Genomic DNA, 24,242 nt, shown 5'->3' with positions numbered 1-24,242 from the left:
TGAGCGCGGCCAAGTGAGGACGGCGATGGGGCAGGGGGCGGTCGCCATGCGCAAGGCCTCGCCGGGCAGCGTGCGCCGCGCCTTCCAGCCCTGGAACGACCCGCAGGCGCGCCCGCTGGTGGAGTTCCGCAATGTCACCAAGCGCTTCGGCGCGGTGACGGCGGTCGATGGCTTGTCGCTTGCGCTCTATCCGCGCGAATTCTTCGCGCTGCTCGGCCCCTCCGGCTGCGGCAAGACCACGCTGATGCGGATGCTGGCGGGGTTCGAGCGGCCCGATTCCGGCGAGATCCTGCTCGACGGCATCGACATCACCGCCGTGCCGCCGCATCTGCGCCCGGTCAACATGATGTTCCAGTCCTATGCGCTGTTTCCGCATCTCAGCGTCTCCGACAATATCGGCTACGGGCTGAAGCGCGAGGGCTTAGCCAAGGCCGAGATCGCCCGCCGCGTCGCGCAGATGCTGGCGCTGGTGAAGTTGGAGGGGCTCGGCGCGCGCCGGCCCGACCAGCTCTCCGGCGGGCAGCGCCAGCGCGTGGCGCTTGCCCGTTCGCTCGCCAAGCGGCCAAAGCTCCTGCTGCTCGACGAGCCGATGGCGGCGCTCGACCGCAAATTGCGCGAGGCGACGCAGTTCGAACTGATGGATCTGCAGAGCACGCTCGGCACGGCCTTCATGGTCGTCACCCACGATCAGGACGAGGCCATGACGATGGCCGACCGCATGGCGGTGATGGACCATGGCCGGCTGGTCCAGATCGGCCCGCCGGATGTGATCTACGAGGCCCCGGTCAATCGCTACGTCGCCGAGTTCGTCGGCGACATCAATGTCCTGGAGGGGCGCGTCTCGCTCGTCGACGGTGATCTCGTCAGGGTCGAGACGGCTGTCGCCGGCCCGCTCGAATTGGATGAGGACGCAGCCAGCTTTGTGCCGGGCGACGCGCTGCTCATAGGCTTGCGGCCGGAGAAGATCGCGCTCAGCCATGACGAACCGGCGCAAGGCCTCAACAAGGTCAAGGGCGAGATCTGGGACATCGGCTATCTCGGCGACGTCACCATGATCCAGGTCATGGTCGGCGGGGAAGGCGGCACGCTTTTGAAGGTCGCATTGGCCAACCGCACACGGCGGATCGAGCGACCCTTCGCCTGGGACGATGCGGTCTGGCTGTCCTGGGATGTCGAGGCCGGGCTGGCCTTGCCGCGATGAGCGAAGCTGCGTCCGGCAAAGGCATTCGTCGCCTCGTCGTCGCGGTGCCCTATCTCTGGCTGCTCGCCTTTTTCCTCGTGCCCTTCGCGATTGTGCTGCGCATGGCGTTCTCGCATGCCGATACGGCGCTGCCGCCCTATGCGCCGCATTTCGCAGGTCTCGATTTCGCAAATTTTGCCGCGATCGGAGAGTTCCTGGCGGCGCTCGATCTCGACAATTTCCGCCTTCTCGCCGATGACGCGCTCTACTGGCAGAGCTATCTCTATTCCTTGCGCATCGCCGGTTTGACGACCTTGCTTGCGCTGGCGATCGGCTATCCGCTTGCCTATGCGATGGCGTCCGCTCCCAAAAACTGGCGAGGCGCGCTGCTCGTGCTCGTCATCCTGCCGTTCTGGACCTCCTTCCTGATCCGCGTCTACGCCTGGATCGGCATTCTACGGCCCGATGGCTTGCTGGATGCGGCGTTGATCGGCCTTGGCCTCACGCAGGAACCGCTCAGGCTCATGAACACCGAGGCCGCCGTGCTGATCGGCATGGTCTATTCCTATCTGCCCTTCATGGTGCTGCCGCTGTTTGCTGCGCTCGAGAAGCTCGATCGCTCGCTGCTCGAGGCCGCCGCCGATCTCGGCGCCAGGCCGTGGACGGCCTTCCTGACCGTGACGCTGCCGCTCTCCATCCCCGGCGTGCTCGCCGGCTGCGCGCTCGTCTTCATTCCGGCGGTTGGCGAGTTCGTCATTCCCGATCTGCTCGGGGGGCCCGACACCATCATGATCGGCAAGGCTTTGTGGACGGAGTTCTTCTCCAATCGTGACTGGCCGCTCGCCTCGGCTGTGGCGGTCGTGCTCCTCATCCTGCTGGTCCTGCCGCTGGCGCTGCTCCAGCGCGCGCGCATGGCGCGGGGAGGGGCTGTATGAAACGGCTCGGGCCCGGCCTGATCCTGGCGCTCGTCGCCGGTTTCGCCTTCCTCTATCTGCCGATCCTGGCGCTCATCGCCTATTCCTTCAATGCCTCGCGTCTCGTCACCGTCTGGGGCGGGTTCTCGACGCATTGGTATGGCGCGCTCATGCATAATGAGCCGCTGCTCGACGCCGCCTGGCTGAGCCTGCGACTGGCCTGCGTCTCGGCGACGCTGGCGACCGCGCTCGGCACGCTCGCGGCCCTGGCGCTGGCGCGCCATGGCCGGTTCAGCGGCCGGACCCTGTTCTCCGGCATGGTGCTGGCGCCGCTCGTCATGCCGGAGGTCATCACCGGGCTGTCATTGCTCCTGCTCTTCGTCGCAGCCGATATCGAGCGCGGCTTCTGGACCGTGACGATCGCCCACGCGACCTTCAGCCTGGGTTTTGCCTGCATCGTCATCCAGGCGCGGCTCGTCGGCTTCGACCGCTCGCTCGAGGAGGCGGCGCAGGATCTGGGCGCGACGCCGCTGATAACCTTCTGGACCGTGACCTTGCCATTGATCTGGCCGGCGGTCGCGGCGGCCTGGATGCTCGCCTTCACGCTCTCGCTTGACGACCTCGTGATCGCGAACTTCACCACCGGGCCGGGCGCGACGACCTTGCCGATGCGGCTCTATTCGGCCGTGCGGCTCGGCGTTTCCCCCGAGATCAACGCCGCCTGCACCTTGATGATCGGCGCGGTCGCCATTGCCGTGATCGCGGCCTCGCTCCTGCTGAAGCGCGAGCGGATGGCCGGCGGATAAATAGCAGGTGAATGGCGGCCTCAAGGCTCGTTCACCCGCGACATGCGAATGTCTGGGTCAGGCGAGGGAGTGTCCTTCGCCGTCAGACAGGACAGGGACCATGTTCCGTACATTCGCCGGCCTCTCCACCCTCGCCATCGGCGCTGCGGCGCTGGCTGTTGCGAGCTTCGCGCCGATCACATCCGCGAGCGCCTTCGATGGGCGTTATGAGCGTGGCTATGAACGTGCGGAGTATGGTTGGCGCCCGGCGCCGCCCGTCTTCCACGGCTATTGGGGCCGGCGCCATTGGCGGCATCAATATGAAGGTCAAGGCTTCCGCGCCCCGCCGCCGGCCTATGGTTACGGCTGGCGCTGATCCCGGATGAGCGGCCGCACGGGCCCGGAACAAATGCTCCGGGCCCGTGGTTTTATGGGAAACACGAGAGGACCACGATCATGATCCGCAAGACCCTTATCGTCGCCGCGACGACGCTGGTTCTCGGCGCAGGCTTCGTCGGCCTGGGCGGCGTGGCCGCGCCGAGTTCAGCTCAGGCCCAGTGGCGCGACTATGATCGCCCCTCCTATGGCCAGCGCCGCCATTATCGCGAACGCGCCTACCGCCCGCAGCGGCCAGCCTATGGGCGCGGTTACAACGTGCCTGCCGGCCCCAATGGGCTCGGCCGCGCCGGGTTCTGCCGAACGGGCGTCAATTCTACACACCGCCGGGCCAGGAGCTCCCCGGCGGGCAGACTTACGAGACCACGCCCAGGCGATAAGGCTCATTCCCAGGAGATAAGGCTTGGGCGGTTCAACTGAGTCGCCGCCGCTCCCAGAACTCCGTATCGGCCGCCAACGCTATTCGGCGGCCGTTTTCTGTGCGTAGCCCAGCCGCTGATTGAGATTTTCGAGCAGCTTCTCGGCCGCGTCGGCGATCACTGTCCCCGGTGGGAAGATCGCGCTCGCGCCGGCCTCAACGAGCGCCTCGAAATCCTGCGACGGGATCACGCCGCCGACGACGATCATGATGTCGGGCCGGCCGGCCTTGGCGAGCGCACTTTTCAGCTCCGGCACCAATGTCAGATGCCCTGCCGCGAGCGAGGAGACGCCGACGATATGGACGTCGTTCTCGACCGCCTGGCGCGCCGCCTCGTCGGGGGTGGCAAAGAGCGGCCCGATATCGACGTCGAAGCCGAGATCGGCGAAGGCCGAGGCGATGACCTTCTGGCCGCGGTCATGCCCGTCCTGCCCCATCTTGGCGACGAGGATGCGCGGGCGGCGGCCATCGGCCTCTTCAAAAGCCTCGGTCATCATCTGCACGCGTGTCACGGCTGGGTTCATGGTGCCGACCTCCCGCTTGTAGACGCCCGAGATCGATTTGATCTCGGCGCGGTGGCGCCCGAAAACCTGCTCCATCGCCATCGAGATCTCGCCGACGGTGGCTTTCGCGCGCGCAGCCTTCACCGCGAGGTCGAGCAGGTTGGCGTCGCCTCGCGCTCCGTTGGTCAGTGCGGTCAGGGCCGCCTGCACATCGGCCTCATTGCGCTCGGCCTTGAGCCGGCGGAGCTTGTCGAGCTGCTGCTTGCGCACCGAGGCATTGTCGACCTTGAGCACGTCGATCATGGCCTCGTTCTCAGGCTTGAACATGTTGACGCCGATGATCGCCTGCTGGCCGCCATCGATGCGGGCCTGCGTCTTGGCGGCGGCCTCCTCGATGCGCAGCTTCGGGATACCGGCCTCGATCGCCTTGGCCATGCCGCCGAGCGCCTCGACCTCCTGGATATGCGCCCAGGCTTTCGCCGCAAGCTCGGCGGTGAGGCGCTCGACATAATAGGACCCGCCCCAAGGGTCGATGATGCGGCTCGTGCCGCTCTCCTGCTGCAGCAGGATCTGGGTGTTGCGGGCGATGCGGGCGGAGAAGTCGGTCGGCAGGGCCAGCGCCTCGTCGAGTGCATTGGTGTGCAGCGACTGGGTGTGGCCCTGGGTGGCCGCCATCGCTTCGATCATGGTGCGCGGCACATTGTTGAAGACGTCCTGCGCCGTCAGCGACCAGCCCGAGGTCTGGCAATGGGTGCGCAGCGGCAGGGATTTTTCGCTCTGCGCGCCGAAATCCTTGACCAGCTTGGCCCAGATCAGGCGGCCGGCGCGCAGCTTCGCCACCTCCATGAAGAAGTTCATGCCGATGGCCCAGAAGAAGGACAGCCGCGGCGCGAAGACATCGACGCCAAGGCCGGCGCGCTGGCCGGCGCGGATATATTCGACGCCGTCGGCGAGCGTGTAGGCGAGCTCCAGATCCTGCGTCGCTCCCGCCTCCTGCATGTGATAGCCGGAGATCGAGATCGAATTGAACTTCGGCATGTTCTGCGAGGTATAGGAGAAGATGTCGCCGATGATCCGCATCGAAGGGGTCGGCGGATAGATATAGGTGTTGCGGACCATGAACTCCTTGAGGATGTCGTTCTGGATGGTCCCTGAGAGCTTGGCCGCCGGCACGCCCTGTTCCTCGGCCGCGACGATATAGAGCGCCAGCACCGGCAGGACCGCGCCGTTCATCGTCATCGACACGCTCATCTGGTCGAGCGGGATTCCGGAGAACAGCGTGCGCATGTCGTAGATCGAGTCGATCGCGACACCGGCCATGCCGACATCGCCGCCGACGCGGGGGTGGTCTGAATCATAGCCGCGATGGGTGGCGAGATCGAAGGCGACCGAGAGGCCCTTCTGGCCGGCAGCGAGATTGCGCCGGTAGAAGGCGTTGGAATCCTCGGCCGTGGAGAAGCCGGCATATTGCCGGATCGTCCAGGGCTGGTTGACATACATCGTCGGGTAAGGCCCGCGCAGATAAGGCGCGATGCCCGGAAGCGTCTCGACGAAGGGCAGGCCGTCACGGTCCTCAGGCCCGTAGAGCGGCTTCACCGGAATGCCCTCCGGCGTCAACCAGTCGGCGCCGGTCGAAGGCGTCGGGGCCGGCGAGGTCGGACCATCGGCAAAGGTCAGCGTCGTGAAATCCGGGATCGCGGTCATGGCTGTCTCCCGTCGGATTGATCCCACCAATGGTGGAAATGATGCACCGGTCCGTGGCCATGGCCAACCTGAACCTGATCGGCGGCGGCGATGGCCGCCGAAATATAGCGCTTCGCCTGGCCGACGGCCTCGGGCAAAGCGAGCCCCTTGGCCAGGCCCGCCGCGATCGCCGATGACAATGTGCAGCCCGTGCCATGGGTGTTGCGCGTCGCCAGGCGCGGTGCGTTGAAGCGCTGGCGGGTGCCGCCGGAGAGCAGCAAGAGGTCGCTGCTGACGTCACCGGTGCCATGCCCGCCCTTGATCATGACGTTCGCGGCTCCAAGCGCCGCGAGTTTGCCGGCCTGCTCGTCGATTGCCGCATCGGTCTCTACAATGCTCGTGCGCAGCAGCGCGGCGGCTTCGGGTAGGTTCGGCGTGATCAGCGTCGCCAGCGGGAAGAGGTGGCGGCGGATCGCGTCGACGGCGTCGTCCTGCAGCAATTTCGCGCCCGACGCCGCGACCATCACCGGATCGAGCACGATGTTGCGGGCCTTGTGGCGGATCAGCCCGGCAGCGACGGTCTCGATCAATTCCGCCGTCGCCAGCATGCCGATCTTGACCGCGGCGACATCGAGATCCTCGAACACCGCATCGATCTGCTGGGCGACAAAATCAGCCGGCACGGCGTGGATCGCGCGGACGCCTGTCGTGTTCTGCGCCGTCAGCGCGACGATAACGCTGGCGCCATAGACCTGATGCGCCGCGAAGGTCTTCAGATCGGCCTGGATGCCGGCGCCGCCGCTGGAATCGGAGCCGGCGATGGTCAGGGCGATGGGGGGCGGTGTGCTCACTCTGCGGCTTCCAATGTGATCCTGAGTTTGGTGCCCGTGGCCCGGGCATAGCGCTCCAGCGTCCGGGTCGAGGGCTTGCCGCGGCCGCTTTCGAGCCGCGCGATCACGGATTGCGTCGTGCCCATGCGCTGGGCGAGCTCTTCCTGCGTCAACCCGGCGCGAGTGCGCGCCTGGATCAGCGAGGTGAGAAGGGCGAACTCCTCTTCGAGCGCGTCATATTCCGACTGCACTGCGGGATTCGCCAACAGGCGCGCTTTGAGATCATGCAAGGCTGTCATCGGACGTCTTTCATTCTCTGCCTGGCCAATTCGAGTTCCCGCAGCGGCGTGGCTTGGGTCTTCTTGATAAAGGCGCGCAGCACGACGACCCGCCGTCCTGTCGCTGTCACGTAGAGCGCACGTCCGATCACATCGCGTCCCTGGAGCCTCAATTCCCAGATTTTGCCATCCAGATGCTTGATCCAATGTGCAGGCAATGAGGCCAGGCCGCCGGTTTGGATCAATTCACCTGCCCGGATGAAACGAGCCTGAACCTCCGCCGGCAGAGCAGCGACTTCGTCATCGACCGCTGCGTTCAGCGTTTCGAACGTCCATTGCGAAGCGGCCACCATAGCAAATTTGCGCTAAACGGACAATGCCGAGATGGCAAGCGCGCTTTCGAGCAGGGCCACGACGTCGCAGCCAGCATAGATGAATGCGCTGACGCCTGCGACCCGCAAGGTGGCCTCGCTCTCGCCCGGCCGGCCGGCGAGCCAGATCGTCGCGCCGGCTTGCTTGAGCGCCGTGGCGGCAGCGGTCGCCTCCGCCGCATAGCGCTCATCCGAGCCGCAGAGGCAGGCGAGGCGCGCGCCCGACGCCTGATAAGCCGCAATGAGGGCCGCAAGATCGGTTGCGCCCTCCTTGCTGAAACCGTCTTTGGTCAAGCCGTCTTGGCTCGGCGCCGCCAGCCCTCCGGTCTCGAACAGGTTGCGGGCGAAGCCTGCGCGCGCGGTGAAATTGGCGATCGGCCCCAGCGTCGCCAGGAAGACGCAGGGGCGCTCAGCGAAGGCATCAGCCTTGTCGCGCAGGGCCTCGAACGCCTCGGCCAGGCGGTGCGAGGGCAGGGGCTCGGCTCGCAGCGCCTCCTCTGGGGCGCTCAATGCCTGTTCGCGTGTCGCACCTTGCGCCAGTTGAGCGATAAGGTCGCCCTGGTCCTGGGCGCTCGCCTTGGTCGCGGAGGGGCGGGCTGCGCGGCGCGCGGCGGGCGCGACATCGAGCACGCTGACGGGGGCCTCTTTCAGATTGGCGAATTCGCTCGTCCCGGTGATCGGCTCGCGGCGGGTGGCGATCGCCTTGGCACGCGCCTCCCTCTGGCGGGCGAGGCCGGCCTGGACATGGCCGTTCGTCAGCGCCGAGACGATGCCCGGCAGCCCGTCTTTGGCCTCACGCTCCAGATCCTGGAACTTGCTCCAGCCCTGCTCGCAGAGCGCTTGCGTCAGGCTCTCGAAACTGCCGGCCCCGGCGGCGGGGTCGGCGACGCGCCAGAGATTGGCCTCTTCGAGCAGGACGAGCTGGGTGTTGCGCGCGATACGGCGGGCAAAAGCGTCGGGCAGGCCGAGCGCGGCCGTGAAGGGCAGGACGATGAGGCTATCGGTGCCGCCGATCCCGGCCGAGAAGGTCGCGATCGTGCCGCGCAGCATGTTAACCCAGGGGTCGCGTTTCGTCAGCGAGCGCCAGGCAGTCTCGGCATGCAGGACCATCGGCTTCGGCGTGAGCCCGCAGGCCGTCTGCACGCGCTCCCAGAGCAGCCGGGCGGCGCGGAATTTTGCGATGGTGATGAACTCGTCGGTGTCAGCGACGAGGACGAAGGAGATCGCGTCGCGCGCCTCGTCCAGCGCCATGCCTTGTGCCTCGAGCGCGCGCAGATAGGCGACCGCCGTGGCGAGCGCCGCGCCGAGCTCCTGCGCCTCGCTCGCGCCAGCCTCGTGATATGGGCGGGCGTCGGCGGTGAGGAACGGCCCGTTGAAGCCGCGCTGTTTCAGCGCCCGGATCGTCTCCGCCAGCCGGCGGCCGATCTCTGGCCAGGAGGCGGCGAAGACGCCTTCGCTGGCCAGAAGCCCGATCGGGTCGAGCCCGAAATCGACCGCGCCGCTATCGGGCGCGATGCCGCGCTTCTCGAACAGGGCCGCCAGCAGCAGCGCATTGACGCGGCCTTGCGGGGCCGGGTCGAGTCGCAGCCGGATCAGCTCCAGCATGACGCCGTCAAGCGCTGCATCAAGCGCTGCGACATCGCCCGCGACGAGCCCGTGGCCGCGCGCCGCGCGTGCCCCGGTGAAGGACAGCACGAGCGAATCCGCGCCGCCTTCGAGATCGGCCAAAGCGAGCTCCTGCGCTCGCGCCGGTTCGGGATGGTCGACACGGGCCGCGACATGCCAGCGGCCGGCCTCGGTCCGGAGCGGTCTCTGCGTCGGACTGGCAGCGGCGTAGAGCGGCTCGATGCGGATGCCGTCGGCGCTGCGGCCGACCAGCCGCTTCTCGAAATCCGCTCCCTTCAGGACCTTGTCGACCGCACCCCGCCACTGCTCCAGGGAGGGCGACGGAAAGGCGTTCATGAAAGGCAGATCTGACAGTGAAGGCAGATCCGACAATAGGGGAAGGTCTGGCGATGCGGCCGCGTTCATCTGCGCTTGTGCTCCCTCTGCCCTACCATTGTGCAATCGCGAAGCGCTGATTGCCATGGGTGCAGGCGCACCGCCATGCCTACTTCGTCGCAGACGGCGTGCGCGAATGCGAGGGGGTGGGGGGAGGGAAGGCAGGGAGAGCTCTGGGACCTGATGGCGTTGTCGGCTCTTGAGCCGTTGCCGGCATCTGGAATGTCTGGTTCCGGGCAGTTTGATCAAGGGTCGCTGGTGTCATGACCTCCTCGAGTCATTCGAAACATAACCGCTTCCAGGCACCGCGGTTTGCCTGAAAGCGGAGTATTCGCTCCGCATCGGTACGATGGCGGCCAGCAGCGGTCCAATGGCTGCCGCTCAACTCAGAAGCTGACCCTCAACTGGGCTGTGCCGCCGATGCGGCGGGTCTTTGCCGCGAGTTCGGAGTCGATGCGCATGCCGAGGCTGACGCTGGGGCTGAGCTTGATGTCGGCCCCTGCCGAGAGCAGGGCGGCGTTGCGGTCGGGCCTCGCGCCGGTGACGCTGAAGCTCGCGCCGGCAAGCCCGTTGATCGAGGCGGTGAGGTCTGCGTCGCGCTGGTAGTAGCGCGCCCAGGCGGCGCGGACGAAGCCGGTGACCGGGGTCGCGCCGAGCATCAGCGTGGCGTCGAGCTGCAGGCCGAGCTCGCTGCGGCTGGTGATGTCGGAGCGCCGCGCCAGCGTCAGCATGCCTGCTGTCGCGCCGGCCCTGTCGCGCTCGACCGCGGCGGGGCTCCTGGCCTGCACCGCCTGGAAGGCTGCGAGCGGCGAAAGCGTGAAGCCACCCCAGTTCGCCACCGGCATGCTCGCCTCGACCCGCCCGCTCCACGCCTGCGTGACATAGGAGGCGGCGACGCCGCTGCGGGCGAGGGCGGGAATGGCGCGGTTGGTATCGGTGTCGAGCCTTGCATAGCCGAGCGCCGCGGCGAGATTGACCGGGCCGAGGACAGTGCGGCCATAGAGACCGGCCTGGAAGACATCAGCCTTCGCCTTGCCGAGCCCGCCCGAAAGCGAGGCGTGCGACTGGCCGCCCGCGACCGCCGCGCCCACCACCGTGGTGTTGCCGAGCCTGATATCGGCGCCAAAAGCGAGATGGCCGTCGGAGAGGTTGCGGTTCGCCGAGCCCACGGCCCTGTCGCCGTCGCTGCGCCCGGTCGAGCCGAAGCTCGCGCCCCAAAGCGAGAAGCGCGCCGGGTCGAGGCTCGCCCGTACCACTCCGTCTTGCCGCGATGGCAGGTCTGCGGTGAAGCCGGCCGCGCCTCCGGGACCGTTCGCGAGCCGCCCGGTGGCGGAGCCGTCGAGCATGGTGCGCAGGAACTGCCCCGCCGCGCTGTTGGCCATTGCGGGCGCGGCAGTGTGGATCTCGCCGGAGAGCTGGTTCACGGCGGCGGGGATGGCGGCCGCCGGCAGGTTGTAGATCGCAAACAGCAGGGACGGATCGGCGCCGTTGGCTACGGCAGCATCGATGCCCCGCGCCACCGCAAAGGCATTGGTTGAGCGGCCCGGGCCTGGTTTGTCCGAGGCTGGCAGGTCCGAGCCAGGACGCGAGGGCGGCGTCGGGGTGGGATCGACGATGATCGGCGCCAACGGCTTTGGCGACAGGGTCAGCTGCACCTCAGTCGCGGTATAGGCGACGCTCGTGGTGACGCCGTCGCCGAAGCTGCCTGTCGTGTCGACAGGGCTGAAGCTGCCGGTCCGCCCGCCTGCCGCCGCGAGCAGCGTGTAGGGCGCGGAGAACAGATAGGCGCCGCCCAGCGGCGCCAGCCGCAGCGTGCCGGCAAGCGAAGCCGTGCCGGTGACATTGATCCGGTCGGACACCGCGCCCTGGATCTCGGCAACATAGGTCGAGCCCGCCCCCAGCACGAGATTGCCGTTCACCGTCAGCGTACCCGGCGAATTTCCCGGCGACACCGTGCCGTTCACGGTCAGCGAGGGCAGCTGGCCCGAGCCGCCGATCGAGGCGCCCGCTGCCACGGTGACGCCGGACGATGCGAGGATGGAGCCGTTGACGATGAGCGTGCCGCCATTGATCGCGGTCGCGCCGGTATAGCTGCTGACGCCCGACAGGGTCTGCGTGCCGGCGGCGAGCGTCAGACCGCCACTGCCTGCGATCGTACCGGAAAATAGGGTGGATACAGCGTTGGCGAGCGTCAGCCGCCCGGCGCCGAGCGCGACATTGCCCGCACCAGTGAGCGAGGCGATGGCCTGATCGAAGCCGTTGGCGTCGAGGGCGGCGCCTGCCGCGATCGTGACCGCGCTCGCGGTGCTGAATCGATTGGCCGCATTCGCCCGCAGCGTGCCGGCATTGACCATCGTTGCGCCGAGATAGCTCGCCGCGCCCGCCAGCGTGGTGACGCCGGTGCCGTTCTGCTGCAGCATCCCGGTGCCCGATATGTCGCCGGACAGCGTCAGCGCGTCCGTGCGGTTGATCGCAAGGACGCTGTCATTGGTGATATCGCCCGCGATCGAGCCGGTGGTGCCGCCATTGCCGATCTGCAAGGTGCCGGCGCTGATCGTGGTGCTGCCGGTATAGCTGTTGGTGCCGGTCAGGATGAGCGTGCCGGTGCCGTTCTGCTGCAGCACGCCGGTGCCGGAGATATCGCCGGACAGCGTCAGCGCGCCGGACCGGTTGACGGCAAGGATCGCGTTATTGGTGACGTCGCCGACAATCGAACCGATGGTGCCGCCATCGCCGATCTGCAAGGTGCCGGCGTTGATCGTGGTGCCGCCGGTATAGAGGTTGGTGCCGGTCAGGATGAGCGTGCCAGTGCCGTTCTGATGCAGTGCGCCGGTGCCGGACACGACCTTGGCGAAGGTCACGATGTCCGAGCGGTTGATCGCAAGGATCGCGTTGTCGGTGATATCGCCGATAATCGAGCCGGTGGTGCCGCCATCGCCGATCTGCAAGGTGCCGGCATTGATCGTGGTGCCGCCGTCATAGCTATTGGCGCCGGTGAGGATGAGCGTGCCGGCGCCCTGCTTGGTCAGGCCGATGCCGGCGCCGGCGATGGTCGAGCCGATCGTCGCCGTGACGGCTGCATCGGTCGTGATGAAACTCTTGGTTGGATCGCTGAAGGGATCGCCGGTCAGGTTCAAGGTTCCGCCGACCAGCGAATAGCCGTCGACCGTGAATTGCAGGCCCTGGATGCTCTGCGTGCCAGCGACGGTGACTGTTCCCGCCACGCCCGCAAAAACGCCGACGCCGCCACGCCACTGGTCGTTAATCTGCGCGCCCGGTTGCGAGGTCATGTTGGTGTTGGCGGCGCTCCAGGAGCCGGTGCCGCCATTGACTGCGCCATTGCCGGTCGCATCAGTGCCATCCCAGAATTGAACGATCTGACCGGCCCCGGCCAGCAGCACGTTCAGCTGGTTCGGAATCGTCGCGTAGATCGTATTGGTCAACGCGCCGGAATTGACGGTGCCGTACGAGCCGGAGATCGTTCCCGCCACGTCGTAAAGGCGGTACCAGCCTGCCGTCGCCGTGACGAGGTTGAGCGTGCCGCCCATCGTCAGATTGCCGCCGACTTTCACGAAATCATTGCTCGCGCCGCCAACGATACCAGGCTGCCCAAGCTCGAAAGTGCTGATCGCGCCACTGTTCTGAACCAGATCGCCGCTGATGGTCAGCGTCCCCGGGCTGAAGCCCGCCGACAGGATGCCGCCTGCATTGACGGCGACATTGCCGCCGACCGTGCCGCTTCCGCCCAGCGTGCCGCCATTGTTGACGTTGACGACGGCCGCGCCGTTGCCGAGCGTTCCACCCGCGCCCATCAGCAGCCTGCCGGAATTGATAGTGACCGTGCCTGTGAACGCCGAGCTGTTCCCGGTCAGGGTCTGCGTGCCTGCCGTCAGCGCCAACCCGCCGCTTCCATTGATGGCGCCGCCAAACGTGCCTGACGCGTTCGACAGCGTCAGCGTCCTGGTGCCGAGCGTCACGGTGCCGCCGGTGCCGGCCAGCGATTTGATGGCGGCGCCACCGCCTGTCGAAGCGGAGATATCGAGGACCGCGCCCGCTGCCGTGCTCACGCCGCTCGAGGCCGCGATGCTGCCGGCGCCGCTCAGCGCCAGCGTGCCGCCATTGATCGTGGTTGCGCCCGAATAGCCCTGGCTCCCGGTCAGGGTCTCGGTGCCTGCCGTCAGCGTCAGCCCGCCGCTTCCATTGAGGGCGCCGCCAAATGTGCCCGAGGCGTTCGACAGCGTCAGCGTCCTGGTGCCGAGCGCCACGGTGCCGCCGGTGCCGGCCAGCGACTTGATGGCGGCGCCACCGCCTGCCGAAGCGGCGATATCAAGGACCGCGCCCGCGGCCGTGCTCACGCCGCTCGATGTCGCGATGCTGCCGGCGCCGCTCAGCGCCAGCGTGCCGCCATTGATCGTGGTCGCGCCGGAATAGCCGTTGCTCCCGGTCAGGGTCTCGGTCCCGGCCGCGAGCGCCAGCCCGCCGCTGCCATTGATGGCGCCGCCAAATGTGCCTGACGCGCTCGACAGCGTCAGCGTCCTGGTGCCGAGCGCGACAGTGCCGCCGGTGCCGGCCAGCGACCTGATCGTCGCGCCACCGCCTGTCGACGCGGACAGATCAAGCACCGTGCCCGCGGCCGTGCTCACGCCGCTCGAGGCCGCGATGCTGCCGGCGCCGCTCAGCGCCAGCGTGCCGCCATTGATCGTGGTCGCGCCCGAATAGCCCTGGCTCCCGGTCAGGGTCTCGGTCCCGGCCGTCAGCGTCAGCCCGCCACCTCCGGCAATCGCGCCGGCAAATGTGCCTGAGGCGTTCGACAACGTCAGCGTCTTGGTGCCGAGCGTCACGCTGCCGCCGGTGCCGGCCAGCGACTTGATCGTCGCTCCGCCGCCTGTCGAAGCGGAAATATCAAGGACCGCCCCCGCTGCCATGCTCACGCCGCTCGATGCCGCGATGCTGCCGGCGCCGCTCAGCGCCAGCGTGCCGCCGTCGATCGTGGTCGCACCGGTATAGGTGTTCGTGCCGGAGAGAATCTGGGTGCCGGCCGCAAGCGTCACCCCGCCCGTATCCATAATCGCGCCGCCGAACGTTCCCGAGGCGTTTGAAAGGGTCAGCGTGTGCGATCCGAGCGTCACGGTGCCTCCAGCGCCGGCCAGCGCCTGGAGGGTCACACCGGAGTTCGTCCAAGTGAAGTCGAGCCCTGCATTGGCCGCAAGGTTCACGCCGCTGGAGGCGGCGATGCTGCCATTGCCGGCGATAGCCAGAACGCCGCCATTGATGGTCGTCGCACCGGTATAGCCATTGGTCCCGAACAGAGCTTCGCTGCCGGCCGTCAGCGTCAGCCCGCCGGTTCCATTGATGGCGCCAGCGAATGTGCCGGAGGGGTCAAAGAAGCCGGCAGTGGCGTTCGACAGCGTCAGCGTCTTGGTGCCGAGCGTCACGGTGCCGCCAGTGCCGCCCAGCGACTGGATGGTCGCGCCGCCGCCCGTCGCAGCGGAGATATCAAGCACCGCGCCAGCTGCGGTGATCACGCCGCTCGAAGCCGCGATGCTGCCGGCACCGCTCAGCGCCAGCGTGCCACCGTTGAGGGTGGTCGCGCCGGTATAGCCATTGCTCCCGGTCAGGGTTTGGGTGCCTGCCGTCAGCGTCAACCCGCCAGCCCCGTTGATCGCGCCGCCGAACGTGCCGGCTGCGTTCGACAGGGCGAGCGTGCCGGAGCCGAGCACCACGGTTCCAGTACCCGCCAGCGATTTGATGGTCGTGCCGAGGGCCTCCGAAAGTTCGTGAGCATTGGAAAGGTCGAACACCGCACCCGCTGCTATGACGACGCCGCTCGAGGCCGCGACGCTGCCGAATGCGTCGGGAAAACAGAAAAAGCCATTACAAGCGCCCACCACGCCAAGCGCCAGCGTGCCCTCATTGATCGAGGTGAGGCCGCTATAGGTATTCACACCGCCCAGCACCAACCGGCCGGATCCGCTCTTGCTGAGCGCGCCGGAGCCGTTGCCATCAGCAATGATTCGGGCGAGCGTGAGAGTGTTCGCCTGCGTGTCGACAGTGCCGTTGGTCGTGTTGATCGCGACGGCATTGGTCATATAGAGACCAGCAGCGGCAGCCTGGAACGTCCCACCATCGAGCGTGATGAGTTCGCTGCTGACCGACAAGACATTCGTTATGGCCAGCGTACCGCCCGAAATCGTCGTGCCACCGCTGTAGTTGTTTATCCCTGACAGCGTCAGGGTTCCGGTCCCATTCTGAATGACCGCCCCATCACCCGTGATCTTTGAGGCTACATTGGTGTTGAAGGATTGATTGAACGTCACGCTGCCGCTGACGCTGATGGCGCCGGTCAGAACCCAACCCGGCTGGAGGGTCAGCGTGTTGGCGCCGCCTGTGAATTCAATCGCAGAGCTGGTGTTGCCGAGTTGATTCACGCCACCCGCGATGGTTCCGCTATTGACGATAGTCAGGTTGGCGCCGGTAACGCCGGCGCCGCCGAAGGGGACGCCGGCGAAGCTGTTCGCGCCGTTGGGGCCACCGGCACCACCTGTGATGGTTCCGCTGTTCGTCAGTGTCGAACCCGAAGCCGCGAACTTGAGGCCGGCCCCGCCATCGCCACCTTGGCCGCCATTGCCGGAAGTCTCCCCGCCGGTCGCCGCTCCAGGAGCGCCGCCTGCCCCGCCGGCACCGCCGGTGATGGTGGAGAGGTTGCTGATGGATGCAGCCCCCGTCACCAGAAGTCCGATACCGCCGGCACCGCCGCCGCCGCCGCCGCCAGTGGTTTGAGCTGAGCCAGGCATCGCGCTTACGCCGCCGGCGCCGCCCGCTCCGCCGGATCCGGCGGACACGGGAGCGAGGATCGTGGCCGGTCCCGCGATCGTCGAGCCGATGGCGCCGCCACCGCCGCCACCGCCGCCGCCGCCTTCTCCGAATTGCGTACCGTTCCCTCCCGCTCCGCCAGCCCCGCCGGCCGTGCCGGCCACGCCACCGGTGCCACCTATGTCACCGGGAGCATCGCCAATACCGCCTTGGCCGCCGGTGCCACCAACCGTATTCCCGAGACCGCCGCCTCCGCCGCCGCCTCCGCCCGATATGTTACCCGCAGCTACGCAAGAGCCGCAGATTCCGTTTGCCCCCGCTTGGCCAGCAGCCCCACCGTTGCCGCCAAAGACCCCGCTAGAGCCACCGTCGCCACCTTCGGCGGCGGCCGGAACGGGGTAAACCGTCAGTCCGGCGACCTGGACGAGTGACATGAGACCGACGAGCGCGGTGGCGCGAAGCAGGCCGCGGCGGCGTTCCCTGGAATTCACGCCTCGACGATCGCTGCGCGAAAGAATGTGGCTCGATGAGACCAGAATACAGACCAAGACAAATTCCCCGCAGCCCAGATATCGCGTTTGAAGGTCCCGGCCTTTGCAGTGCCGGTCGTGCGTGGACCCGTTAAGCGGGGCTACAGTTTCAGGCGGGCCGCGGCGCTCTTCATGGCGAGATCTTCGGCAGGGCGAGATGACCCCTGCGCGGAACTAGGCAGAGCTGGCGGCGTCCGTCCTGAAACCCGAACGAAAAACATCCGAAATTTACCCGAAACGCGACGGGTGAGGCTTGTCCTCGACGCATTCGAGAGCGCTCTAACGGCCAATCTGGACCCAGCCCATCCGGTGCAGCGGGGCCAGCACCGCCGTCTCGAAACGGGCGCGATAGGCGGCCTCATCCGACATGCCAAACGCCCGCAGCGGACGCGCCAGGAGCGCCAGATCCCGCTGCCGCAGATTGGTATCAAGCGCCTGCGCCTCGGCCAGGCGACCGGCGCCTTGCAGTGCAACCAGGCGATAAAAAAGCCGTTCCTCAGTTGGGAAACTGAGCGCGGTCGACGTCAGGAAATCATCGGCTGCCTGGTCCGGCTGCCCCGTCATCAGCTTCGCCAAGCCGAGATAGACCCGCCAGCCTGCCGAGAACTGGTGAAGGGGGCTTTCCTGCAATGCGGCCCGCAGCGGCGGCTGGGCGGCTTCGGCGTCGCCCAGCATCAGATGCATGATACCGGCATTGGCACGGTCTATGACCCGGACGGGATCCGCGCCGGCGCGCTCGTAGAAAACGATCGCCTCGGCGAAGCGGCGCTGCTGCCGCAGGACGGCCGCCTGGGCAGCCAGCGAAAGGGACGCCTTAGGCATTGCCGCCATCGCCAGGGCAGCCAGGCGCTCCGCCTCGCGTAAGTCCAGCTCCGGGTCCCGACTGGCACCGGTGGTGCGCAGATTCGTATGGACGAAGGCCGCCTCGGCGGCCGCTTCCGCCAGGCGCGGTTCGACCGCGAGCGCGCGCAGGAACAGCGGCAGGCTCGCGCGCAGGCGTTCCTCATACGTCCCGCCGCCCTGCTGGGCGCCGCGCCCTTCCCCCAGCAGTCGCCGTGCCTCGTCCCAGGAGGAGGGCTTCGCAGATGCCACGACGGACGGCGCTACTGGCTCAGGCAGGCGGTTTGCGCTGATCCAGGCGGCGGCCGAAAACACGAGACCCAAGCCACCCACGACAAAGCCGCCCACGACAAGGGCGGCCCAGGCCAGGCGGCTGCGCGGTCGACTGCCAGCCTGCATCGGTGCTTCCGAGCCGGGCGGCGTTGCAGCATTGGCGCCGGCGCCCGGGGTGAATAGCGCTGACGGATCGGCGGCTGGCGCAACCGGGCACAACCGCGTCGCCATCACATAGCCCCGCCGTGCGTGGGTCTGCAGCAAGTCCGCCTGGACGGTTCCCAGCGCGCGCCGGATTTCCGAAACGCATTGCGTCAAGCTGTCGTCCGAGACGGCAACATCGCCCCAGACGGCGGTGAGCAAGGCGTCACGCGATACGATCTGGCCGGCATGGGCGAGCAGATGCGCGAGCACCGCCGTGGTCTTGGGGCGCAGCACCACCTCCCGCGCCTCAGCCGTCAGAACCCCGCGCGTGAGGTCGAGGACGAAGCCATCGAAGGCGAGGAGGGTGCGCGGCGATTCCAGTTGGTCAGTCATCCCCACCAAAACAAATTCCCCGCTGCCCAAGGCTGCCGGGCAGGGGTCTTGCGGTCACCATGTGCGAACCTGACAACACCCGCTTGCGATCGGTTCAACCTGCCACGTTATCGAGGTGGCGGATGCCTATTCTGACGGTTCTTGCGTCTTGGTCGCCAAATCTGTCCATGCATCGCAAAATCTGTCTATGCTGCGGATGCGAACGGCTGACGCGGCCGGGACGGGGGCATATCGATGGTCGTGCCTGTAATCGAGCCTGCGCTGCCGGCGATGTTCGATATTGTCCGGGCAAAGGATCCAGGGGATCTGGATGGCCGGTTGCGCGTCACTGAACGCGTCGCCAAATCGGACCGCATCTACACTTACCAGCTCCAGGATCGCGCGCTGTGGAGCGCGAAGTTCGACAAGCCGATTTTTAGGCTCGCGACCCGTGCCGCCGGCTCGATCCTGGCAAGCTATGCCGATAGCAGCTTCGCAACGGATGTCTCCGTCGACGGCGACGAAGGCGACCTGTTTTGCTTCACGACGATGCTCAGTGGCCACATCACATTGGTCAAAAAGGGTAATTCCACGACGGCCATGGACGGTCGCGGCCTCGTCTGGAGGCCCGGCCCCGGTGGCCGGCTCCTGATCAGCGACGACAACGCGCGCACGAACGTCTTCTTCAAGGTCACCGATGTCGAGGATGCGCTGGAGCAGATGCTCGATGAGCGCCTGCGGCAGCCGCTCGAATTCGGGCCCGATCTCGATTGGGGCAGCGGGCTGGCCGTCAGCCTGAAGCGCCAGCTCGATTTTGTCATGGACGAGTTTCAGCGACCCGACGGCGTCGCCAGCAGCCCCGTCGCATTGGCGTCTTTGACCGATCTGCTGATCTCGCTGGTGCTCCGCGGCGCGCCACATAACTATGTCGATCAGCTGGACAGGGGCGCTTCCGCCGTGGTCCCGGCCTATATTCGGCGCGCGGAGGATTTCATGCGCGCACATGGCGCGGAGCCGATCCGCATGCCCCACGTCGCCGCCGCGGCTGGATGCAGCGTGCGAACCTTGGGCCATGTGTTCAAGCATTTCCGCGGCACGACGCCCCTTGGCGTGCTGCACTCCATCCGGCTCGAGCTGGCGCGTGACGATTTGACTCATGACAATCTGACTCTTGGCGCATCCGGCGCCTCGGTGACCACGGTCGCGCGCCGCTACGGTTTCACCAATTCGGCTCGCTTCGCCACCGCCTTTCGCCGCCGTTTCGGCGAGACGCCATCCGAGGCCGCGCGACGCTCATCGCGCTCCTCCCGTTGAGCGCATCTGCGACGTTCCATATCGAGATAGGAAGAGGTTTCCGAGCCGCTGTCCCGGCGCGACGCTGCTGTGCCCTGGCAGAGCTTTTGCCATCGACATCGCAAGAGCATGACATGGCAAAAGGATGACATCACCCGAGCGGAGATTTTTGCCTTTCCAGGGCCGCTTTGCTACTCCTGTTCTGCTACTCCTGTGACGAGCTGGTTGCGAAGGAGCTGGACGATGCTGGATCGTTATGCCTTGCGGGCCTTTGCAGTCTGTTCGATCCTCCTGCTGACGCCCGCGCTCGCCCAGGCGCAAACATCGCGCACGCCGATCCGGCCTGATGCCGTGGTTTTTTTCACGGATCTCAGGGATGGCGCCGTCATTCCGCCGAAGCTCACCATCAAGTTCGGCGCTTCCAATTTGGAAGTTGTTCCGGCGGCGGTCGCAAAAGCCAATTCCGGCCATCATCATCTTCTGATCGACAGCCCGGTGCCGCCGTTAGGCGAGCCGATTCCAAGCGATCCCAGCCATCTGCACTTCGGGCGCGGCCAGACGGAAGCCGAGCTTGTCCTCTCTCCGGGCCCGCATACGCTGCAACTGCTGCTCGGCGACCAAGACCATGTGCCGCATAATCCTCCGATCATGTCCGCGGTGATCCACGTGACGGTTGCCGACAAGGCCACCGCGCCCGGGCGCACGGCGTCGCTGCCGGATTCGGAGGTCTATTTTATCGGCCTTTCCAACGGCTCGGTCGTCCCGCAAAACCTGACGGTCCGGTTTGGACTGCGCACTATGGGTGTGGCCCCGGCAGGCGTCGTCAAGGCTGGCACCGGCCATCACCATCTCATCATCGACCGGCCGGCTCCCGCTCTGGGGGAGCCCATCGCCAGCGATCCGAACCATATCCATTTCGGCCGCGGTGAGACTGAGAAGAAGATCACGCTTGCGCCGGGCCGGCACACGCTGCAGCTCGTGCTGGGCGATCACGACCATATCCCGCATGATCCGCCGGTCATGTCACAGCGGATCGAAGTGAGGGTGGTGAGGCCGCACAGGCAGCGGCGCTGGTAGATAGGTGCGGGCAAGACAGGTGCGGGCAAGACAGGCGCGGGAGAGACAGGAGTGGATGTCGAAAAACTTGGGCGCGGCGCGGGTAACTCTGATCCGATGATTGTAAGGTCTTTAAAATCTTGCCCCGCACCCGGTATTTCGCAGACGATGGCAGTCCATGGCAGCTGAATCAAATGTGATCCTGGGCTCCGGCTTTCCGTATTTGATGCCTGCATCCAGGCTAATGGCTGTCGCATTTGGCCTGATATTCTGGCTGTTGCCGTATCCGGCTCCCGCCGGGCCATTGGCGCCGCGCCTTTCCGACACGATTGTTCTGGCGCAAGCCCCCCGGCCCCGCCCGCAGCCGACGCAGGCAGCCTCGAAACCCGCTACTGGAATTCGATCAAGGACAAAACCGACCTCGGCGATTTCCGGATTTATCTCGATGCCTGGCCAACCGGGCTCTATGCGGCAGAGGCGCGCGCCCGGATCGAGCGTTTGAGTGGCAAGGCGCCGCCCCCTGCTACGCCGACACCCGCCGCGCCGGTCGCGCCTGCCAATGCGCCATTGCAGGATTGCGCGGAGTGCCCGCCGATGATCGCAATTGCAGCAGGCGCTTTCGCCATGGGGTCGACAGAACTGTTTCGCTTCGAGGCGCCGGTCCACACCGTCACCATCAGGAAGCCGTTTTATATTGGCCGCACCGAAGTGACCTATGATGAATGGGATGCCTGCGTCACAGCCAAAGGCTGTGCCTTCTCGCCGGATGATCGGGGCGCCGGCCGGGGAAGGCGCCCGGTCGGCAACCTGAGCTGGGAGGACACGCAGGAATATGTCACCTGGCTGTCGAAAAGGACCGGCCAGACCTATCGGCTGCCGACCGAGGCCGAATGGGAATATGCCGCGCGCGCAGGCCGGCCCACCACTTATTCCTGGGGCAAGATGATGGAAAAGGCCCGCGCCAACTGTTCGGGCTGCGATGGGCCGCGCTCGACGGGGGCGGTTGCCGTCGCAACCTATCCGCCCAATGATTTCGGCCTCTATGACATGTCGGGAAACCTGGCGGAATGGGTGGAGGACTGCTGGAACGACAGCTACAGATCCGCGCCCGCCAATGGCTCGGCCTGGGCGAAGCCGGGCTGCAAGGAACGCGTATTGCGCGGCGGCTCCTTCAGCAGCGAGCCGCAATATGTTCGTTCGGCCTCGCGCTTCAAATATGATTTCGATGTGCGCTTCCAGACCAACGGCTTTCGCGTTGCGCGGGAGCGCTAGAGCAGGATGCGAAAAAGTGGGAACCGGTTTTTCGCATTGATCCGGCTCTAGGCGGCCTGTCGCCCGCAAGGCCAGCGGCAATACCGACGGCATGTCCCGGCCATGCCGCCGATCATCTCTTTCAAGCGTTGATCACGATGGCGTCTCGAAGCTGCGCAGGATGAGCGCGGCTTCGGGCGGGGGCAGCGCCACGATCTCCTGATACAGCGCCACCGCGATGTTGCAGTAGTCCGCGTGCTGCGCTGGCGGAACGGATGACAGCTGGAAGATGCCCAACGTCTCCGCGGTGAAGCGTTTGGCGAGTGCCGCTTGCACCCGGGACATCAGCGCTTCCAGGATCTGCGGGTCGATCGGCGGACGCGGTGCGGCGGTGGTGATCGCTCGCTCGCCGAGCGCCAGCTCACGCTGGATCAAAGCCTGCGGCACGACGTCCGAGATGTTCGCCGGACTGCCGACGCCCGCAGCATAGCGATAGCAGAGGCTCGGGTTTTTCTGCCCCAGCACCACATATTGGTCCAGAGTCACCCTGGCGAACTCGATGAGCACGGCATCGTCCGCTCTGGCCTTGTTGGCCTGGAGAATCGGTATCAGCTGCCCACGGAACGCGGCTATGAGTTCGGTTTCCGACATGCCGTTCATATAGCCATCGTAATAGGTCCCGGCGATCCGCTGGAAATCCTGGGGAAGACGGGCCTGCATGGCGGCGTATGCCGGAACATATTTCGCCAGACCCTCGGCGAGCTTCTCCGCTGTTGCGCCCGCCGGATAGCCGGACGCCGCAAACTCGGAGCCGTCTGCAACGTCCGTGATGGCTTGGGCAAAGCTCAATTCCGGCACGGTCGGATACCACATCTCGGCGCTGGGCACCGCGAGTGCGCGATCGACGAAGCTCTGGGCAAAACCCGCAGCCTTAAACTGCGCCTTCCATGCGCTCGTGGCGACCTCCAGGTCGGCGGGCGTCATGCCCGGGAAAGCCGGCCCGTGGAAGCCGAGCTTGCCGCTCCTGTGGAGCCATCGCTCTCGGCCGGCGGCGAAAGCCAAGGTGCAAGCGGATTCGCAATGCGTCGGCACGTAGGTGAGCAGGCTTCTCCGGCTTATCGCCTTGTTCAGCTTCTCGGCCTCGCCGATGCGGCCGCCCGTGCTCGTGAGATGCACCACCCTGATCCGTGGAGAGGCGCTGACGACCCGCTCGAAATCGGCGGTCAAGCCGAACTTGAAGCCGCCGGAAACCTCTATCTCGGTTCCGTTCCTCATCACGCGAAGTGAGTAGGCCGGCATCCGCGGATCGCCACGGAAAGCCATATCGTAGGTCTCGGCCAGTTGCAGCAAGCCGCCCTGCGTGAACTCCGCAACGGTGCGTATCACGCCGAGCACCAGCATGATCTTCGCCGCGGTCGCCCAGCGCGTGCCGAGATTGGCAGCGGTCCTGCGTGCGGCGTGACGGGTGGCGGACCGCCAGGTGCCGACGACCTGCCAGAGCAAAACGACGAGAACGATCGACCAACTGGTGACCAGAACCCAGAATATCGGCCCTGGATCGAACCCCTTATCCGTTGAGAAGAGCAGCCTGACGCCGATGATCGCGCCAAGCCCGAGCACGTTGCCGACGACGGCGACGCCCCAATAGGACCATGCCAGCGAGTTTTCGCCCCGCCAGTGCCGGAGGATGAAGTTCGTGGATCGGCGCGCGGGGGCGGCGGGCTTTGCAATCACGGGAGCGATGGGGGCGGCGCTGATCGGACCGGGCCCAGGGACGGTCATAGGCTCGCCGGCGAGCGGCGAAAACAGGGGCTCCTGGCGTTCCCGCCCGCGAGATGTTCCGTCGCGCTTGATCGCCCGTCTCAAACCCCATTTCGATACGAGAGCGACGAGGAACCCGAGGAGGGCCGCCGATCCCATAAAGCCAACGCAATATCCGGCGTCCTCGGCCGCGTTGCCGGAGAGGCCGAGACGATGGCCATCCCGCCACTGGAACAGGAACTCTATGAGCAATAGCACGGCGGCGAGAACCGCCGCGCTCGCGACGAATCTGGGTGCGATACGTCCAAGCGCTTCCGCCGGGCTGCGTCCGAAGGGCTTCCGCAGTTCGTAACAGGCCAGAAGCCCGGCGAGATATGAGAAGAAGGCGAATAAAGCCGATGTCGCGACATAAGCTCTGACGAGGCTCGCCAGCTCCGACGGTGACGACGGCGGCGTGAGAAGCAGCGCCCCCGCAGAGATTACCAGGCCGATGATACCGACATTGCGGCCCCATCTCAGTGGCAGGTGCTGCAACCAGCTCCGGGCATGC

The 24,242-nt window shown here is 66.5% G+C and carries 16 protein-coding genes; 8 read left to right on the top strand and 8 right to left on the bottom strand.

What is annotated here, in order from left to right:
- Positions 1-25: 25 nt before the first annotated feature.
- From RMR04_RS21410 to RMR04_RS21390, 5 genes are all read left to right on the top strand, one after another.
- Positions 26-1,201: an ABC transporter ATP-binding protein gene (locus RMR04_RS21410; RefSeq protein ID WP_410492144.1), complete on the top strand. Its 1,176-nt coding sequence runs from the start codon at positions 26-28 to the stop codon at positions 1,199-1,201.
- Entirely contained in the window at positions 1,198-2,115 is a 918-nt protein-coding gene (locus RMR04_RS21405; RefSeq protein ID WP_311910397.1) for an ABC transporter permease, read from the top strand. Before RMR04_RS21410 ends, RMR04_RS21405 begins: the two co-directional genes overlap by 4 nt.
- Positions 2,112-2,900 carry an ABC transporter permease gene (locus RMR04_RS21400; RefSeq protein WP_311910396.1) on the top strand — a complete coding sequence of 263 codons (789 nt, stop codon included), beginning with the start codon at positions 2,112-2,114 and terminating at the stop codon, positions 2,898-2,900. The genes RMR04_RS21405 and RMR04_RS21400 overlap by 4 nt, the downstream gene beginning before the upstream one ends.
- A gap of 100 nt (positions 2,901-3,000) precedes the next feature.
- Positions 3,001-3,255, top strand: coding sequence for a hypothetical protein (locus RMR04_RS21395; protein ID WP_311910395.1), 255 nt, complete (start codon positions 3,001-3,003; stop codon positions 3,253-3,255).
- 80 nt (positions 3,256-3,335) lie between these two features.
- Positions 3,336-3,695 (top strand): hypothetical protein, encoded by a 360-nt coding sequence (locus tag RMR04_RS21390; protein ID WP_311910394.1) that lies wholly within the window; start codon positions 3,336-3,338, stop codon positions 3,693-3,695.
- Between the two features lie 39 nt (positions 3,696-3,734).
- Here RMR04_RS21390 and scpA read toward each other — a convergent pair whose 3' ends face one another.
- The 7 genes from scpA to RMR04_RS21355 all read right to left on the bottom strand — a co-directional run bounded on the left by scpA (position 3,735) and on the right by RMR04_RS21355 (position 18,352).
- Entirely contained in the window at positions 3,735-5,900 is a 2,166-nt protein-coding gene (gene scpA, locus RMR04_RS21385) for a methylmalonyl-CoA mutase (protein WP_311910393.1), read from the bottom strand.
- The gene (gene thiD / locus RMR04_RS21380) at positions 5,897-6,730 is read right to left on the bottom strand and encodes a bifunctional hydroxymethylpyrimidine kinase/phosphomethylpyrimidine kinase (protein WP_311910392.1); all 834 of its coding nucleotides are present in this window, start codon (positions 6,728-6,730) and stop codon (positions 5,897-5,899) included. The genes scpA and thiD overlap by 4 nt, the downstream gene beginning before the upstream one ends.
- Positions 6,727-7,008: a helix-turn-helix domain-containing protein gene (locus tag RMR04_RS21375; RefSeq protein WP_311910391.1), complete on the bottom strand. Its 282-nt coding sequence runs from the start codon at positions 7,006-7,008 to the stop codon at positions 6,727-6,729. The genes thiD and RMR04_RS21375 overlap by 4 nt, the downstream gene beginning before the upstream one ends.
- Positions 7,005-7,340, bottom strand: a complete 336-nt coding sequence (locus RMR04_RS21370) for a type II toxin-antitoxin system RelE/ParE family toxin (RefSeq protein ID WP_311910390.1) — start codon at positions 7,338-7,340, stop codon at positions 7,005-7,007. The genes RMR04_RS21375 and RMR04_RS21370 overlap by 4 nt, the downstream gene beginning before the upstream one ends.
- A 12-nt stretch (positions 7,341-7,352) precedes the next feature.
- Positions 7,353-9,320 (bottom strand): methylmalonyl-CoA mutase subunit beta, encoded by a 1,968-nt coding sequence (locus tag RMR04_RS21365; protein ID WP_311910389.1) that lies wholly within the window; start codon positions 9,318-9,320, stop codon positions 7,353-7,355.
- Positions 9,321-9,745: 425 nt separating this feature from the next.
- Positions 9,746-16,336, bottom strand: coding sequence for an autotransporter-associated beta strand repeat-containing protein (locus RMR04_RS21360; protein ID WP_311910388.1), 6,591 nt, complete (start codon positions 16,334-16,336; stop codon positions 9,746-9,748).
- Positions 16,337-16,981: 645 nt separating this feature from the next.
- Complete coding sequence (locus RMR04_RS21355) at positions 16,982-18,352, bottom strand: winged helix-turn-helix domain-containing protein (protein ID WP_311915901.1); 1,371 nt, start codon at positions 18,350-18,352, stop codon at positions 16,982-16,984.
- Between the two features lie 234 nt (positions 18,353-18,586).
- Here RMR04_RS21355 and RMR04_RS21350 point away from each other — a divergent pair, with 234 nt between their 5' ends.
- The 3 genes from RMR04_RS21350 (at position 18,587) to RMR04_RS21340 (ending at position 21,952) form a co-directional block, all read left to right on the top strand.
- Positions 18,587-19,645 carry an AraC family transcriptional regulator gene (locus RMR04_RS21350; RefSeq protein ID WP_311910387.1) on the top strand — a complete coding sequence of 353 codons (1,059 nt, stop codon included), beginning with the start codon at positions 18,587-18,589 and terminating at the stop codon, positions 19,643-19,645.
- A 222-nt stretch (positions 19,646-19,867) separates the two neighbouring features.
- A complete protein-coding gene (locus RMR04_RS21345) occupies positions 19,868-20,701 on the top strand; it encodes a DUF4399 domain-containing protein (RefSeq protein WP_311910386.1) in 834 nt (277 codons plus the stop codon).
- A 603-nt stretch (positions 20,702-21,304) separates the two neighbouring features.
- Positions 21,305-21,952, top strand: coding sequence for a formylglycine-generating enzyme family protein (locus RMR04_RS21340; protein WP_311910385.1), 648 nt, complete (start codon positions 21,305-21,307; stop codon positions 21,950-21,952).
- A 132-nt stretch (positions 21,953-22,084) separates the two neighbouring features.
- On the opposite strand, the gene RMR04_RS21335 is transcribed toward RMR04_RS21340, so the two are convergent.
- A complete protein-coding gene (locus RMR04_RS21335; RefSeq protein ID WP_311910384.1) occupies positions 22,085-24,226 on the bottom strand; it encodes a hypothetical protein in 2,142 nt (713 codons plus the stop codon).
- Between the last annotated feature and the right edge of the window lie 16 nt (positions 24,227-24,242).

The organism is Bosea sp. 685, assembly GCF_031884435.1.
GTDB lineage: Bacteria > Pseudomonadota > Alphaproteobacteria > Rhizobiales > Beijerinckiaceae > Allobosea.
The sequence above is the reverse complement of the archived record's forward strand: the minus strand, read 5'-3'. Positions and strand labels throughout refer to the sequence as shown.